Origin of the sequence: Streptococcus plurextorum DSM 22810 (assembly GCF_000423745.1) — a bacterium.
GTDB lineage: Bacteria > Bacillota > Bacilli > Lactobacillales > Streptococcaceae > Streptococcus > Streptococcus plurextorum.
This window is the reverse complement of record NZ_AUIO01000004.1, coordinates 114,572-130,379: the sequence shown is the minus strand read 5'-3', so window position 1 is coordinate 130,379 and position 15,808 is coordinate 114,572. Positions and strand designations below refer to the sequence as shown.

At 43.7% G+C, this 15,808-nt stretch carries 12 protein-coding genes; 3 read left to right on the top strand and 9 right to left on the bottom strand.

Annotated elements, in window-relative coordinates; genetic code table 11:
* Positions 1–26: 26 nt before the first annotated feature.
* The gene (gene frr, locus G575_RS0104735; protein ID WP_027971699.1) at positions 27–584 is read right to left on the bottom strand and encodes a ribosome recycling factor; all 558 of its coding nucleotides are present in this window, start codon (positions 582–584) and stop codon (positions 27–29) included.
* 42 nt (positions 585–626) lie between these two features.
* Entirely contained in the window at positions 627–1,355 is a 729-nt protein-coding gene (gene pyrH, locus G575_RS0104730; RefSeq protein WP_027971698.1) for a UMP kinase, read from the bottom strand.
* Between the two features lie 483 nt (positions 1,356–1,838).
* Between pyrH and polA the strand changes: the two genes are divergently transcribed.
* The 3 genes from polA to G575_RS0104710 all read left to right on the top strand — a co-directional run bounded on the left by polA (position 1,839) and on the right by G575_RS0104710 (position 5,889).
* Positions 1,839–4,478 carry a DNA polymerase I gene (gene polA, locus G575_RS0104720; protein ID WP_027971697.1) on the top strand — a complete coding sequence of 880 codons (2,640 nt, stop codon included), beginning with the start codon at positions 1,839–1,841 and terminating at the stop codon, positions 4,476–4,478.
* 102 nt (positions 4,479–4,580) lie between these two features.
* Entirely contained in the window at positions 4,581–5,306 is a 726-nt protein-coding gene (locus tag G575_RS11155) for a hypothetical protein (protein ID WP_051176920.1), read from the top strand.
* 154 nt (positions 5,307–5,460) lie between these two features.
* Entirely contained in the window at positions 5,461–5,889 is a 429-nt protein-coding gene (locus tag G575_RS0104710) for a CoA-binding protein (protein ID WP_027971696.1), read from the top strand.
* A 356-nt stretch (positions 5,890–6,245) separates the two neighbouring features.
* Here G575_RS0104710 and G575_RS0104705 read toward each other — a convergent pair whose 3' ends face one another.
* The 7 genes from G575_RS0104705 to G575_RS0104675 form a co-directional block, all read right to left on the bottom strand.
* Positions 6,246–7,532 (bottom strand): ferric reductase-like transmembrane domain-containing protein, encoded by a 1,287-nt coding sequence (locus tag G575_RS0104705; RefSeq protein ID WP_027971695.1) that lies wholly within the window; start codon positions 7,530–7,532, stop codon positions 6,246–6,248.
* On the bottom strand, positions 7,525–8,292 hold the full coding sequence (locus G575_RS11150; RefSeq protein ID WP_037622680.1) for an FAD:protein FMN transferase: 768 nt from the start codon (positions 8,290–8,292) through the stop codon (positions 7,525–7,527). Before G575_RS11150 ends, G575_RS0104705 begins: the two co-directional genes overlap by 8 nt.
* Positions 8,289–8,825: an FMN-binding protein gene (locus G575_RS0104695; RefSeq protein WP_051176918.1), complete on the bottom strand. Its 537-nt coding sequence runs from the start codon at positions 8,823–8,825 to the stop codon at positions 8,289–8,291. The genes G575_RS11150 and G575_RS0104695 overlap by 4 nt, the downstream gene beginning before the upstream one ends.
* 324 nt (positions 8,826–9,149) lie before the next feature.
* A complete protein-coding gene (gene leuS / locus G575_RS0104690; protein WP_027971693.1) occupies positions 9,150–11,651 on the bottom strand; it encodes a leucine--tRNA ligase in 2,502 nt (833 codons plus the stop codon).
* Between the two features lie 170 nt (positions 11,652–11,821).
* Positions 11,822–14,023, bottom strand: coding sequence for an alpha-galactosidase (locus G575_RS0104685; RefSeq protein ID WP_027971692.1), 2,202 nt, complete (start codon positions 14,021–14,023; stop codon positions 11,822–11,824).
* Between the two features lie 9 nt (positions 14,024–14,032).
* Positions 14,033–14,863: a carbohydrate ABC transporter permease gene (locus G575_RS0104680; RefSeq protein WP_027971691.1), complete on the bottom strand. Its 831-nt coding sequence runs from the start codon at positions 14,861–14,863 to the stop codon at positions 14,033–14,035.
* 10 nt (positions 14,864–14,873) lie between these two features.
* The gene (locus tag G575_RS0104675) at positions 14,874–15,767 is read right to left on the bottom strand and encodes a carbohydrate ABC transporter permease (RefSeq protein ID WP_027971690.1); all 894 of its coding nucleotides are present in this window, start codon (positions 15,765–15,767) and stop codon (positions 14,874–14,876) included.
* Positions 15,768–15,808: the final 41 nt, after the last annotated feature.

Genomic DNA, 15,808 nt, shown 5'->3' with positions numbered 1-15,808 from the left:
TCCTCATGACTTATCTTATTAACCCCTTAGACAGTTAGGAGTTCTTTTTCTTTGTCCGCAGTCATGCTGTCAATTTTCTTAACAGCATCATCTGTCGCTTTTTGAATGTCTTTTTCAAGCGTTTTAAGTTCGTCTTCCGTGATTTCTTTAGCCTTTTCTTGCTTTTTAGCCTCATCCATAGCATCACGACGGATGTTACGGATAGCCACTTTGGCATTTTCACCAACTTTTTTCACTTCTTTGGCTAATTCTTTACGTGTTTCTTCAGTCAAAGCAGGAATAACCAAACGCACCACAGAACCGTCGTTTGCAGGGTTAATGCCTAAATCTGACTCATTGATCGCGCGCTCAATATCTTTCAAAACTGACTTGTCAAACGGTGTAATGAGAAGAACACGAGCTTCTGGCACGGTGATAGAAGCCAATTGGTTAAGCGGCGTTGGTGCTCCGTAGTACTCTACTTGAATACGGTCTAAGAGGCTAGCATTAGCACGACCTGCACGGATAGCAGCAAATTCACGCGCCAATGACTCGTGTGAGTGGGTAAAACGTTCTTGAGCTTTTGCAATAATTGGGTTTGCCATAATGTTTCCTTTTCTTTATCTATTTGTAATGACACTAGCCATTTAGTTATTGGCCTTATTTGAAACGGTTGTTCCGATGTTTTCTCCAAAGACCACGCGCTTGATATTGCCTGGTTCGTTCATATTAAAGACCACCAAGTCAATATCGTTGTCCATAGAAAGGGTTGAGGCGGTAGCATCCATGATTTTAAGGCCTTGTTTAATCACTTCTACGTGCGTCAATTCGTCAAATTTGACAGCATCAGCATTTTTACGAGGGTCGTCATTATAGACACCGTCCACACCATTCTTAGCCATGAGAATAGCATCCGCTTCAATCTCAGCTGCACGAAGGGCAGCAGTTGTGTCTGTTGAGAAATAAGGAGAGCCGATACCAGCACCAAAAATCACAATACGACCTTTTTCAAGATGACGCAGGGCACGTCCCCGAATATAAGGCTCTGCTACATTTTGCATGGCGATGGCGGTTTGGACACGTGTATCAACACCATACTGTTGAAGACTATCTGCCATCACCAGAGCATTCATAACCGTCCCAAGCATCCCTGTGTAGTCTGCCTGAACACGATCCATACCTGCCTCGGCAGCTGGTTCTCCTCGCCAAAGGTTACCACCACCAATGACCAAGCCAATCTGAATCCCTGAAGCGTGCACTTCTGCAATTTCTTTAGCCATGGCTTGAACCGTTGGCAAATCAATACCAACACCTTTTTCCCCAGCTAAAGCTTCCCCTGATAATTTAATCAAGACACGTTTGTATTTGGGTTCCACAAAATCACTCCTTATTTCTATTTTCCATCCTTTTTATTCTATCATAAGTTGGCCAATTTACCTAGTGAAAGTTGCCCATAATTTTTACGAAACAAGTCGGTTAAAAAAGCTCAGCAAACACTTTTGGAAAAGGAGAAGGAACGTGTAAAAAGATCACTTGTCACGCTCTTTATTTAGCTAATCCGTCTTCCTACCCGCGCCATGACTTGAGTGACCTTACATCATCAAGAGGTCCCTTCATCGTATCAAATCAAGCTAATATTAGTGAAAATAGCTAGCAACATTTAAGCCACTATAACTACTAGTTGCTCTCTCAATAGTTCGATGATAGTGGCGCTGCTATCACTTTTTGTTATTGCTTTCAGCGTGACCTTATTTTGTTCTTTGAGATTGACTCTATCTTTTTGATGACACGTTAAGATAAGAAGCCTTAGAGAGATTGAATTGTTCACGCTTATTGCTCCATTATGCTATAATAAGCCTATGGAAACTAAGAATAAACTATTACTTATTGACGGCTCTTCTGTAGCCTTTCGTGCCTTCTTTGCCCTTTACAATCAAATTGATCGTTTTAAAAACAGTAAAGGGCTACACACTAATGCCATCTACGGCTTTCACCTAATGCTAGATCACCTGATTGAACGCATCCAGCCTACTCATATATTAGTCGCGTTTGATGCTGGTAAGACGACTTTTCGTACGGAAATGTACGCCGATTACAAGGCGGGTCGTGCCAAGACGCCTGAGGAATTTCGTGAGCAATTTCCCTATATTCGAGAAATGCTTGCAGCACGTGGCATTTCTTATTATGACCTTACTAACTACGAAGCAGACGATATTATCGGCACCTTGGACAAAATGGCAGAGCGATCTGACAGGCCTTTTGAGGTGACCATTGTCAGCGGAGACAAAGACTTGGTTCAGTTGACCGACGAAAATACCATTGTCGAGATTTCTAAGAAAGGGGTCGCTGAATTCGAAGAATTTACTCCCGCTTACCTGATGGAAAAAATGGGCATCACGCCAGATCAGTTTATCGATTTAAAAGCACTTATGGGAGATGCTTCTGACAACATCCCAGGTGTGACCAAAATTGGTGAAAAAACTGGTCTTAAACTCCTACACGAATACGGTAGCTTGGAGGGCATTTATGACAATATCGATAGCATGAAAGCCTCTAAAATGAAAGAAAACCTTATCATGGATAAAGAACAGGCTTTCCTTTCTAAGACCCTTGCTACCATTAATACCCAAGCACCTATTGAAATCAGCCTTGACGATACCCTTTTTGCAGGACCTGATTTGGAAAAATTAGCTCGTTTTTACGATGACATGGGCTTTGTCCAGTTTAAAAATGCCCTAGCTGGCGAGGCTGTCCTTGAGACCTTTGATGTGGCTTACACTGAGCCTGAGCAGGTCAGCTCAGACCATTTTACGGTAGACGATTTCTTTTATTTTGAAATCCTCAACGATAACTACCACATGGAAGACATGATTGGTTTTGCTTGGGGGAATGCTGACACTATCTATGCCTCTACGGATTTGACCTTGCTGTCATCGGAGCCTTTCCAAAAAGCTCTAAGCTCTGCTATCAACACCTATGATTTTAAACGCGGAAAAGTTTTGCTCAATCGTTTGGGGATTGATTTGCCAACTCTCGCCTTTGATGCTCGTCTGGCCAAGTACCTTCTTTCAACCGTCGAAGACAATGAACTGTCAACAATCGCTCGTCTCTATACTGCTCTGCCTCTTGAAACAGATGAAGTTGTCTATGGAAAAGGCGCTAAACGTGCTGTTCCAGAAAAAGACGTACTGCTCAGCCATTTAGCCAAAAAAGTCAAAGTCTTGATAGCATCCAAAACTACCATGCTTGACAAACTGGCTGAAAACGGTCAGTCAGACCTGCTTTTTGACATGGAGCAACCACTGGCAAATGTCTTGGCTAAGATGGAAATCGCAGGCATTACCGTCAAAAGTGGCACCTTAGCTGAAATGGCTATCGAAAACCAAGTCGTTATTGACCGCTTGACACAGGAAATCTATGAAATGGCGGGATTTGATTTCAACATCAACTCGCCAAAACAACTGGGAGAAGTCCTTTTCGACAAGATGGGACTGCCACTTGAATACACTAAAAAAACCAAGACTGGTTATTCGACAGCTGTAGACGTCTTGGAACGTCTCGCCCCGATCGCTCCTATAGTCTCTAAGATTTTAGAATACCGTCAAATCACCAAGCTGCAATCTACCTACCTTCTAGGTCTGCCCAATTATATCTTGGCTGATGGCAAGATTCATACCCGTTACGTACAAGATTTAACTCAGACCGGTCGTTTGTCTTCCATTGATCCCAACTTGCAGAATATTCCCATTCGTCTAGAGCAAGGGCGCTTGATCCGTAAGGCTTTTGTGCCATCTTCTGAAGATGCTGTGCTACTGAGTTCTGACTATTCACAAATCGAACTGCGGGTCTTAGCCCATATCTCAAAAGATGAGCACCTCATCGCTGCCTTTAATGAGGGCGCGGACATTCATACCGCAACGGCTATGCGTGTTTTTGGAATTGAAAGACCAGAAGATGTGACAGATAATGATCGTCGCAATGCCAAGGCAGTCAACTTTGGTATCGTTTATGGGATTTCTGATTTTGGCTTGGCCAATAACCTTGGGATTTTCCGAAAGCAAGCTAAAGAATACATCGATACCTATTTCAAACGTTATCCAGGCATTAAAGATTATATGGAGTCAGTGGTTCGTGATGCTAAAGACAAAGGTTACGTCGAAACCCTCTTTAAGCGCCGTCGCGAATTACCTGATATCAACTCACGCAACTTCAATGTCCGTAATTTTGCAGAACGAACAGCCATCAACTCACCGATTCAAGGGAGCGCAGCTGACATTCTCAAAATCGCGATGATTAACCTAGATAAGGCTTTGCTTGCCGCCGGCTACAAGGCTAAAATGTTGCTCCAAGTACACGATGAAATTGTTCTTGAAGTGCCAAAAGATGAGCTAGATGCTGTGACAACTTTAGTCCAGGATACGATGCAATCAGCTGTAGAACTAGCGGTTCCCCTCATCGCCGAAGCCGAGACAGGTGGAAACTGGTATGAGGCTAAATAAAAAATTGCAACAGACAATTACTTCCAACCTCATCAAAAACTAGGATTATTTTTGTCAAAGAAATCATAGCATCACATCTAATTAGAACGGAGTCTATCCAATATGAAACGCTACTATCTCCTGACCACCTGTTTGCTTAGCTTAGCCTTGGTGGCTTGTCGTTCCTACTCGCTAGAGACCGATGTTCAAACAACTACAAATAAGACAAGCTCAGAGCTAGCTAATCCTTCCCAAAAAGAGCGCTTGGAAACACTAGCAGCTGTTCCTATCAAACCAATAACAGATTCAGTCGCTCCCGTCAATAAAGCTCGCTTAGCACCTGCTGATAACGGTATTGTTCAGACTGATTTACAAGGTAATCCAATCATTCATTACCGTGATTATATCTATCCCTCTACCTGGGAACTTTATCAATCACGTATTCCTGATGCAGATATTGACTACATAGCTTACGGGCAACATATCCAACCTATTGTCCAGCTTTATACTCTCGATGCTTATGAGCAATCTCCGCTTGATGGGGGAGAAATTCATGACATTGAGAACCTTAATGAGGTCATGACTCGTGATGGTCAGTATTTTCAAGCTATAACGAACATTCAGATTGACGATCAAGAATGGTATGTCGGCTATGAAGAAAAGGAAAATAACAATACTGCTAAGCTCACTTTTTACAGATTAGAAAATACTGGGAATTTTGATGATTCTATTCTTGTTGGGGCCATTATTTTCCCAATCTCAGCTGAAGGTCGCGACTTAGAATCCGACTTACACACAACCATCGGCTATTTGAAAACTGTTCTTTATCAACTCTCCAAAAAAGCGTAAAAGCCACATTCTTGAGATAGTTTAACCACTACCCTATATAAACCAGAGGCTCAAAAAGAGGCTGAAATGAGAAGACCAGCCACTTGGTTGTTTGCCTTGCCCTCATTTTATTGTTATTTGTGTTCCAATTTGATTTATCTTAATGGAGGTAATTATGACTTATTCCTTTCAAAATCCAACGGACCTTCTTATCCGTGAATATCTCTTAAACGCAAAAACGATTGCTATTGTCGGACTTTCTGACCGTCAAGATACAGCAGCATACCGTGTAGCCAACTACCTTAAAAACGCTAGCTACACCATTATTCCCGTCAACCCTAAGTTAGCTGGGCTAGAGATTCTTGGAGAAAAAGCTTATGCTCGTTTACAAGAAATCCCTGTTCATATTGATATCGTTGATGTCTTTAGACGAAGTGATTATCTGCCTGACGTGGCAAAAGATTTTCTTGACACAGATGCCAAAATCTTCTGGGCACAACTAGGACTGGAAAGCCAGGAAGCCGAAAAAATCCTTCGAGAGGCAGACCGAAATCACATCGTCATGAACCGCTGTATCAAAATTGACCATGCGGAATTACTGTAATCGTCCTATCGGGATCAAATGAGCAAACCTCTGACTGTTTTGTGGAGAATTTGCTCCTTTTCTTCTGATTTTTTAGTGCTTACCACCATGATGTCTTTTGGCTTAATGAGAGTAGAAAAAATCAGCCTGCCACTTGACAATTAATAGGATGATTATTGATAAACTAACATGCCCTTAGAAACTAAAAACGACTTAACATCGAGCTTTACTCACTTGATGTTAAGTCGTTTTCTGTTTTCAGTTAGTTGAGATCATCTTATGCTACTTGTTCTGCCACATTTTTAATCCCCTACACAAATGATGACCCCAGAGTAACATGATCATCACTGGCATCATCGTGACTTCTCTGTAGCTGTCTACCAACCAAATTCTTCGTAGAAGATTTGGCCTTTGGGCACGCCATTTTTCGCCAAGGTTTTCATCCAGTAACGAGCCATAGCTGGCGGCCCACTGATAAGAACTGTCAAGTCAGCCACATCATCTGGTAAGCTGGATAAAATCAATCCCTCCTCAATCTGACCAACTTCACGGTGAACTTGAAAATTATCCCGTTCCTCTGACCACTGGGCAAATTTATCCCCATAAATGAGAGCTGCTTCTGTCGTCGCTCCGTGGAAGACCTGAGTGGTAATCTCTGGATTCGCATCGATAATGGACAAGAGCGGAGTAATTCCGATACCGCCTGAAATCATCAAGAGCTGACGTGGTTGCTGGTCATCAACAATGGTCTGGAACATACCATAACCACCGTCAACCACAACCCGACTCGGAGCTTGAACGCCTTGTAAGGCACGGGTAAAGTCCCCGTCACCACGAATGGCCAAGATCAACTCGCCTGAGCTTGTTGGAGCATTAACAATGGAAAATGGATGTGGCTCCTTGAGTCCCTTCACCTGCGGGAAGGAAATGAAGACGTAATCACCCGCTTTCAAGTTTTTGACCTTGTTTTTGGGAATATGGATGACCAACTCTGTGATATTGTCCGCCAACAAACGACTGGTAACCAGCTTGGCCGCATAACCCTTGGCTGCGGGCTTAAACTTAGCCCAGAGATAGCTAGCAAAGACAAAAGCTGTCGCAAGGTTGAACAAAATCATAAAACTAGTGATGCTTGCGATGAAATCAATCAGCTGCACATGAACAAAAATCAGGAAAACAGCCAACAGATTCAAACGGTGCAACCAAACGGAAATTTCATGCTTGAAGAACTTCTCCAAGCTTCTCTTGATTTTCGCCAAGAGCGGCACACGACTGGTCAACCAGCCTGCCATGAAGACCATGGAATAGATAGCCAAACCGAGCAAGAGAGCAAAAGCCCAATCCCCTGTATTCTTCACCAAACCAGCTGACGGCAACATACTCTTGTGCATGAAAGCCAAGACAATCGCCACCAAACTCAAAATCCCGTGAATCATATAGACTGCTGGCAAGCCAATCAAACGATCCAACCACTTGGGCTTGGTCCCGATGTAAATGGCCAGTAAAAGCCACACATAAGCCACAATCCCGTTGGCAATGCTTGGTTTCATATTGGCATAGACAGCTGGTAACCCTGTCGCAAAGGTGGCAATAAATGGAAACGGCAGGATGAAGACGGCTACTAGCCAAGCCAATCCTAAAGCATAATTATTTTTTTTAATCAATTTTCAGTTCTCCTTCTTGAAAAAAGTGAGGGGCATTTTCTTTGATATAGAGCCCACTAAGACCATGCTGAGCAATGGCATCCAGAAAGTCACTTTCTGTCATGACCAAGCCTGCCGTTGCCCAGACATCAGCCTGCGTCAGACTTTTCTCTACAATGGTTAGCTGCTGGAAAGAGTTAGCTGATTGAATATGTTGGCCCCGCTTGCTAAAACCAGAGGTGGCAACAGCCCCTGTCTTCATAGTTAGGGAAGCCAAAAGATGCTGTGCATCCTCTGGACTTTCAATGCCAATCTTCCATACAAAATCGCTACCTGCCTTGGTTTCAAACTGCATATCCCCACCACCGTTAAGGCTGACTGCCTCAATCCATGGATAAGCCAAAAGTGGCTTGAGCTGTTGATGAAAAATCTTCTCGATAATCCAGCCCTTTGTCAAACCTGTCGGGTCATAAACACCCTTATAGTAGGAATCAAAAGCTCCTCCAGTCTCTTTTTCTGCCACTAATACTAGGGCATATACTTCCTGAAATTCTGGATCCAGCAAGACTGTCTGGTCTCCCTGTTGAAAACGGCTGACCATAGAATCTGCTCGAAAGGCTGAAAATTTTGCCTCCAAACGTTGCAACTCTTCTAAGATTTTGGTCGCTAGTTGGTCCATCCTTTCCTCTACTAATTCTGGTTGGCTGCTGGCCACTGTAATGGTAAAGGGAATAGTCATAGCTCCCACTAACCGACTCACTAAACGGATTTCCTCTATCATGCTTGTGCCTGATTAATGGCATCTTGGAGCGAGCCTGTAAAACCATTGAAGGCTTCTGTTGCTCCAGAAATGGCATTGATGTCTGCGGACTGGCTGGTCAAGGCCTCCGCTGTATAAGTAGGAAGGGCATTGGCATTGATCTGTTGCGATTCACGGTCTTTATTGGGATACTCTAGGACAGTGATATCTGTAATTGTACCACCACTAACGCTCATTTGAACCTGATAATCCCCTCGGCGCGTAGAGGTGATAGCTCCTGTATAAATACCATCAGCCAGCTTTTTAGCCGTTTGATCGGTACTTGAGTTAACGGCATCTGAGGTCGCTATAGATGCTTGAACTGTCTGGCTTGCCTCATTTGTTTCATTACCAGTTTCTTGACTTAAAGCACTTGATGAAGATGTCACATCCTGGTTTGTTGTCAAAAAAATAAGCAGGGTACTGATTGTACCAGCAACTAGAGCGATAGCAGCAATAATCATTGCTTGAATTTTTTTAGCACGGAAAATCCTCTTATTCTCTATTTTTAACATCGTTCTTTGCAAACTTGGAACATTATAACATGGTAAAAACGCTATTTCAATAATTTAGAATCATTACAAATTATTTTTAAGTTTTGGTTAAGAAAAGTCATCTTAACAGACAAAAAACTGCCCTAGCACTATTGAGCTAGGGCAGTTTAGGAGATATGAAAAAGAAAAAGTTTTAGGGTTCCTATTTCTAGGATGAATAAAGTATAACAGCTCTTTCTTAAAACTTTCTTAATCAAAAAGTCTTTTTGATGAACCTTCTAACAGCTTCGTGCGTAAAACAGTTCAATAAATTAGTTGAAGGTAGGAAATGAGCAACTAAATTGGTTACTTCACCACAATATTAACCAATTTGTTTACAACCGTAATCACCTTCACCACTGTTTGACCAGCGATTTCAGCTTGGACTTTTTCGTCTGCCAGAGCTGCTTTTTCAAGGTCAACTGGTGACAGATCTTTAGCTACGGTCAAGCGAGCTTTTACCTTGCCTTTGATTTGGACAACGATTTCCACTTCGCTTTCTACCAGCTTGCTTTCGTCATAGCTTGGCCATGCGACATAGCTGATTGACTGACCAGTGTTTGTCAAACCTTGCCAGAGTTCTTCTGCCAAGTGTGGTGCAAATGGGGCGATCAATTGAACAAAGCCTTTGGCGTATTCGACGTAGAGCTTATCTTCCTTGTTGGCTGCGTTGACAAAAATCATGAGCTGAGCGATAGCCGTGTTGAATTTCAAGCTCTCAATCTGCTCAGTCACCGTCTTCACGGTTTCATGATACACCTTATCCAAAGCTCCGCTATTTTCCGCCACAATCTCCTTGGTGGTCAAGAGGCGGTAAACACGGTCAAGGAACTTACGGCTGCCTTCAAGGCCTTCTTCTGACCAGGCAATCGAAGCGTCAAGTGGCCCCATGAACATTTCATAAACGCGGAGGGTGTCCGCACCGAACTGCTCAACCACATCATCTGGGTTGACCACGTTTTTAAGGGATTTGGACATTTTAGCAGGCGCCTGCTCCAGCTCTTCACCAGTTTCGATGTGGAAGAAAGAACCATCGCGTTTTTCCACCTTGTCGGTCGCTACAAGCGCACCGCGGCTGTCGCGGTAGCTAGTCCCCAAAATCATCCCTTGGTTAAAGAGTTTTTGGAAAGGCTCTTTGGTCGGCACAACACCGATGTCATAGAGGAACTTGTGCCAGAAGCGAGCGTAGAGCAGGTGAAGGACTGCGTGCTCGGCACCACCGATGTAGATGTCCACCGGCAACCAAGCTTTGAGAAGCTCTTCGTCTGCCAATTTCTCATCGTTGTGTGGGTCGATATAGCGGAGGTAGTACCAGCTAGAACCTGCCCATTGTGGCATGGTGTTGGTCTCACGGCGACCTTTTACGCCGTCTTCCCGCACCACTTCCAACCAGTCTGTCAAGTTAGCAAGAGGTGACTCCCCTGTACCTGAAGGCTTGATGTCTGAGGTTTTTGGCAATACCAGAGGTAACTCATTTTCTGGTACTGCTGTGGAAGTGCCGTCTTCCCAGTGGATGATTGGAATTGGCTCACCCCAATAACGCTGACGGCTGAAAAGCCAGTCACGGAGGCGGTAAGAAATTTTCTCCTGACCGACACCATTTTCTTCCAACCAAGCCACCATTTTGGCAATAGCTTCTTCCTTGTTAAGACCATCTAGGAAATCAGAGTTGATATGGGCACCGTCCTCTGTGTAAGGAGCTTCTTCTACATTGCCACCTTCCAGAACTGGAATGATAGCCAAGTTAAACTGCTTGGCAAATTCCCAGTCACGCTCGTCGTGGGCAGGAACAGCCATGATAGCACCTGTTCCATAGCTTGCGAGAACATAGTCCGCAATCCAGATTGGAATTTCTTTGTTATTAACAGGGTTGATCGCATAGGCACCTGTCCAGACACCTGTCTTGTCTTTTGCCAGATCTGTACGGGCTAGGTCTGATTTGAGAGAGGCCTGGCGTTTGTACTCTGCTACCGCTTCTGCCTGCTCTGGTGAGGTAATGCTATCCACCAAGTCATGCTCAGGGGCAAGAACTGCGTAGGTCGCACCAAAAAGGGTGTCTGGACGAGTTGTGAAAACAGTGAAGTCCTTGTCTGTGCCCTTGATTTTGAAGGTCACATTGGCACCTGTTGACTTGCCAATCCAGTTGCGTTGCATATCCTTGATTGACTCAGGCCAATCAACCTCTTCCAAGTCATTGAGCAGACGCTCTGCATAGGCTGTGATTTTTAACATCCATTGACGCATTGGTTTGCGGACAACTGGATAGCCACCACGTTCAGATGTTCCGTCAGGAAGGACCTCTTCGTTGGCGATAGCTGTTCCCAATTCCTCTACCCAGTTAACAGGCACTTCTGCCTCGTAGGCTAGGCCTTTTTCATACAACTTAGTGAAAATCCACTGGGTCCACTTGTAGTAGTTAGGGTCTGTCGTATTGACCTCGCGGTCCCAGTCGTAAGAAAAGCCAAGGGCGTTAATCTGACGCTTGAAGTTGGCAATATTTTCCGCTGTAAAGTCTGCTGGGTCATTGCCCGTATCCATAGCATATTGCTCAGCTGGCAGACCAAAGGCATCCCAACCCATTGGGTGAAGGACGTTGTAGCCTTGGGCACGCTTGTAACGGCTGAGAATATCTGTCGCCGTATAACCCTCTGGGTGACCAACGTGCAAGCCTGCACCAGACGGATAAGGGAACATATCTAGGGCATAGAAGTTTGGCTTGTCCACATCTGTTCCCGTCTTAAAAGTATGATTTTTTGCCCAAAATTCTTGCCATTTGGGCTCGATTTCCTTGTGATTGTAGAAGCTCATGTCATTTCTCCAATAAAATTGATTATTTTCTTATTATATCACGAAAACAGGAAAGAAAAAAGGCAGAAATAAGGGATAAAGAGAGTTCCTTCCATGCCCCATAGAAAAACGAGGTCTAACCAACCGTTAACCTCGTTTTTTATATAGTGAACATCTTCTGTAACAAGTTATTAGCCCTGCTTTTCAAAGACCATTACCCACGATGTAAAGTCCTTATTGTCTCCAACATGGTCCCCATGTCGAATAGATAGACCTGTATGCATTAATTGGCTACCAGTATAAACTTCTCCATCAAGGTGATAGACCGCATCTTCTTCCAACCCCTGCAAGTACAAGCGTTGATAGGAAAGATTGGCAGTTGTTAACCGACGGTAATAGCCCACGATAACTTGCTGACCATCTAAGGATTGGACCTGCCAAGCCGTTATTTCACCATCGAATGGACTTTTAAGGCGAGTGAAAATACCCTGTTGGAAGATCTTACGGTGAGCCTTGTAAAAGGCAATCTGCTCCTTCATCTCTTCCAACTCTTCTTGGCTACACTCAAACAAATCCAATTCATAGCCAAAACTACCAAAGAAAGCAACGTTGGCACGTGTGCTTAGTGGAGTAGCTCGCCCCAACTGCTGATTGGGACTAGCTGACACGTGGCAACCCATGCTATTTAGAGGATAAACCATGCTCGTTCCATATTGGATTTTCAAGCGTTCCATGGCATCCGTGTCATCGCTGACCCAGGTTTGCGGTGCATAGTAGAGCATTCCCGGGTCAAATCTAGCTCCACCACTTGAACAAGATTCAAATAGAACCGTCGGAAAAGCTGCTATCAGGCTATCATATAAGCGGTAGAGATTGAGAATATAGCGATGGAAGGTCTCACCTTGCCGCTCCGACTCCCGCGTACATGTAAAGACCTCTGTCATATAGCGATTCATATCCCACTTGATATAGTCAATATCATGCTCAGCCAACAGCCGATGGAGTTGGTCATGAATATTTTGATAAACATCTTCTCTTGACAAATCCAAGGTATATTGGTGGCGTCCATGCGATTGACTATGCTGAGGATGATGGAAAATCCAGTCTGGATGCGCTCGGTAAAGTTCGCTGTCTTTATTGACCATTTCAGGTTCGATCCAAAGTCCAAATTTCATTCCCATAGCATGCACTTGGTCAATAATCCCTGTCAAGCCACTTGGCAATTTCTCACGGTTGACCGTCCAGTCTCCCAAGCCTGCTCGGTCATGGTTTCGCTTGCCAAACCAACCATCATCCATGACAAAGAGTTCAACACCAAGACCTGCAGCCTCTTTGGCCAAGGAAAGAATTGTTTCCTCATCAAAATCAAAACTCATAGCTTCCCAGTTATTCAAGAGAACAGGCCGTTCTCTATCACGCCAATAGCCACGTACCAGATGTTTTTGGAAGAGGCGGTGATAGGTTTGGCTCATGCCATTCAAACCATGCTCGCTATAAACCATAACGACCTCAGGCGTCTGGAACTCTTCTCCCTTATTTAATGTCCAAGAAAAACGGTCAGGATGGATTCCCATACTCACTCTCGTCTTTTGGAAAGAACTCACATCTACCTGCGCCAAAAAATTTCCGCTATAGACGAGCGAGAAGCCCAGTACCTCTCCCTGTTGCTCATCCGCATTTGGTCGTTTCAAAGCCATGAAAGGATTATGCTCCGCACTACTTGCCCCTTTGAGACTGTAAATAGACTGACAACCTTGATGAAGAGGCGATATTTGCAGATGCCGCTCGCGCCCCCAAGCCCCGTCCAAATGTAACCAGTCATAGTCCATATCAGGCAGACAAAGTGTCATACTCAAGGCACGGTTCAAACAGATAGATTTTTCTCCGAGTTGTTCAAAACGAGCAGAGCGAGTCACCGCTGGATAATCTCGAAAAATCGTATAAGACAAGACCAAACGAGTTTGCGACGCTTCATCCAACAAATAAATATCCAAACTATCTGCCTGTCCCTCCTCATCCAGATAAAGATGAGGAAGACCCTTCAAAGCCGAACGTCCAGCATAAATCCTATGCCCTTGATAGACAAAATGCGATAAGCTGCTACCATCCTTCTGCACCAACTCAAAGGTCGGAGAAAAATAATCCGTTGTACCATAACAAGCAAATTCAGGATTAGCATATTGGAGTGAAAAGAAACGGTCATCGTCTTCTACAAAGGAAGTCAAAGCACGATACTCATCTTCACGCACATACTGATAGGAAGCTGTTTCTGTTACACGCTTTCCATAATACAAACTACCAATATGACCATTAGGCAAAACCGTCAACACATAGCTAATAAACTCATTGTAAAGATGGAATTCCTTTGTCTTTTCATGAAAGATAATTCCCATTGTAGCCTCCTATAATTTTCCACCAGATGTCGCAATCCCTTGGATAAACTGCTTCTGGAATACCACATAAAGTACCAACATGGGCCAAATAGCCAAAACACTTGCAGCCATGAGCTGAGGATAGTTAACAGCGTAAGCTCCCTGAATCTTAGAAAGTGCACTAGACAGAGTAGCCTTGTCCGCTTCTGAGTTGATAATCAATGGCCACAACAAATCCTTGAAAGCAAACAAAGCCGTAAAAATCGCTAAGGCAATCAAGCCAGACTTGGCCAGAGGCAACATGACCTTAAAGAAGGTCTGCCCAATATTACAACCATCCAATTTTGCAGATTCCTCCAATTCTTTTGGAAGACCCATGAAAAATTGACGGAGTAAGAATGTACCAAAGGCACTGACAATTCCTGGAAATACCAGAGCAAAAATCGTATTGCGCATACCAAGTTGGTCAATCATCAAATACTGAGGAATGACGAATAGCTGAGGCGGTACCATCATCTGGAAAAGAACCAGACCAAACAAGACATTCCGCCCAGGAAATTCCAAGCGAGCAAAGGCATAAGCTGCCATAGCTGAGAACATGACCGAACTAAAAATACGCCATAACATCATCAAAATGGTGTTCAGATAGAGTATCGGAAAATTATTAGTCCGAATAGCCTCCGTATAATTGCTCACCATCCACTGACTTGGTAAAAATTGGAAAGGATTCATTTGAGTAGATTCCGTCACCGTTTTAAAAGACGTCAACACCATCCAAACAAACGGGATCAGCATGCCCATTGCCACTAAAATCAAGAAGGCATGCATCCAAATAGTTGATTTAAAAGCTGATTGTTTCACATGAACCTCCTTAACGGTAATGCACCCATTTTTTCTGTACCTTCATTTGAACGAAAGTAATGACAAGAATAATCAATAACAACAACATGACAATGGTAGAGCCGTAGCCCTTATCCGAATATTTAAAGGAATTGTTGTAAAACAGATAAACCAGAGATACCGTCTTATCATAGGCAGGACTACGAATATCCTCCATCATATAGATAACATCAAAGACTTGCATGGATTGAATCACACTGGTCACCACCACAAAAAATAAGGTCGGTGAAACCAAGGGCAAGGTGATGGAGAAAAATTGCTTGGTTGGACTAGCCCCATCAATGCGAGCCGCCTCATAAAAATCCGTTGGAATCTCCTGCAAACCTGCCAAGATTAAAATCATGCTATAGCCAACTGTACTCCAAATTCCAATCAGAGCAATGGAATAGAGGGCAATCTTTGGATCTTCAATCCAATTGACCGTTCCAAATCCTAGACGGCGTAAAACATAATTTATCAAGCCGAAGTCTGTATTGTAGAGCCATTTCCAAACCATAGTGACCGCAGCTGGTGCCGCCACCATAGGTAAGAAGAAAATGGTGCGATAAATATGCTTTCCTTTAATCTTAGAATTTAGCAAAACCGCAAGCAACATAGCCAAGGCAACAGTAGCTGGAACAACTAGAATCGTATACTTCAAGGTATTCCAAGTTGCCTGCCACACTTGAACATCTCCTAGCATTCGCTGATAATTAGCCAATCCTACAAAAATATCATTCCTACCAAAGTCTCCACTCTTATGAAAACTCATCTTCATGGTTTGGAAAATAGGGATGATATTAAGCACTATTAGGCCAATGATGGTCGGCGCCACCATTCCCCATCCCCACATGGCCTCATTTAAACTTCCTTTTTTTCGGAACATCTTATCCCCTTCCTCCTCTATCTAATAAGAAGGTCTAGGGA

Bases quoted from the DNA above. Each gene is read 5' to 3' on its own strand.
- G575_RS0104710 (WP_027971696.1), top strand. From the start codon at position 5,461: ATGACTTATTCCTTTCAAAATCCAACGGACCTTCTTATCCGTGAATAT.
- G575_RS0104695 (WP_051176918.1), bottom strand. From the start codon at position 8,825: ATGTTAAAAATAGAGAATAAGAGGATTTTCCGTGCTAAAAAAATTCAA.
- G575_RS11150 (WP_037622680.1), bottom strand. From the start codon at position 8,292: ATGATAGAGGAAATCCGTTTAGTGAGTCGGTTAGTGGGAGCTATGACT.
- leuS (WP_027971693.1), bottom strand. From the start codon at position 11,651: ATGAGCTTCTACAATCACAAGGAAATCGAGCCCAAATGGCAAGAATTT.
- G575_RS11155 (WP_051176920.1), top strand. From the start codon at position 4,581: ATGAAACGCTACTATCTCCTGACCACCTGTTTGCTTAGCTTAGCCTTG.
- frr (WP_027971699.1), bottom strand. From the start codon at position 584: ATGGCAAACCCAATTATTGCAAAAGCTCAAGAACGTTTTACCCACTCA.
- G575_RS0104675 (WP_027971690.1), bottom strand. From the start codon at position 15,767: ATGTTCCGAAAAAAAGGAAGTTTAAATGAGGCCATGTGGGGATGGGGA.
- polA (WP_027971697.1), top strand. From the start codon at position 1,839: ATGGAAACTAAGAATAAACTATTACTTATTGACGGCTCTTCTGTAGCC.
- G575_RS0104685 (WP_027971692.1), bottom strand. From the start codon at position 14,023: ATGGGAATTATCTTTCATGAAAAGACAAAGGAATTCCATCTTTACAAT.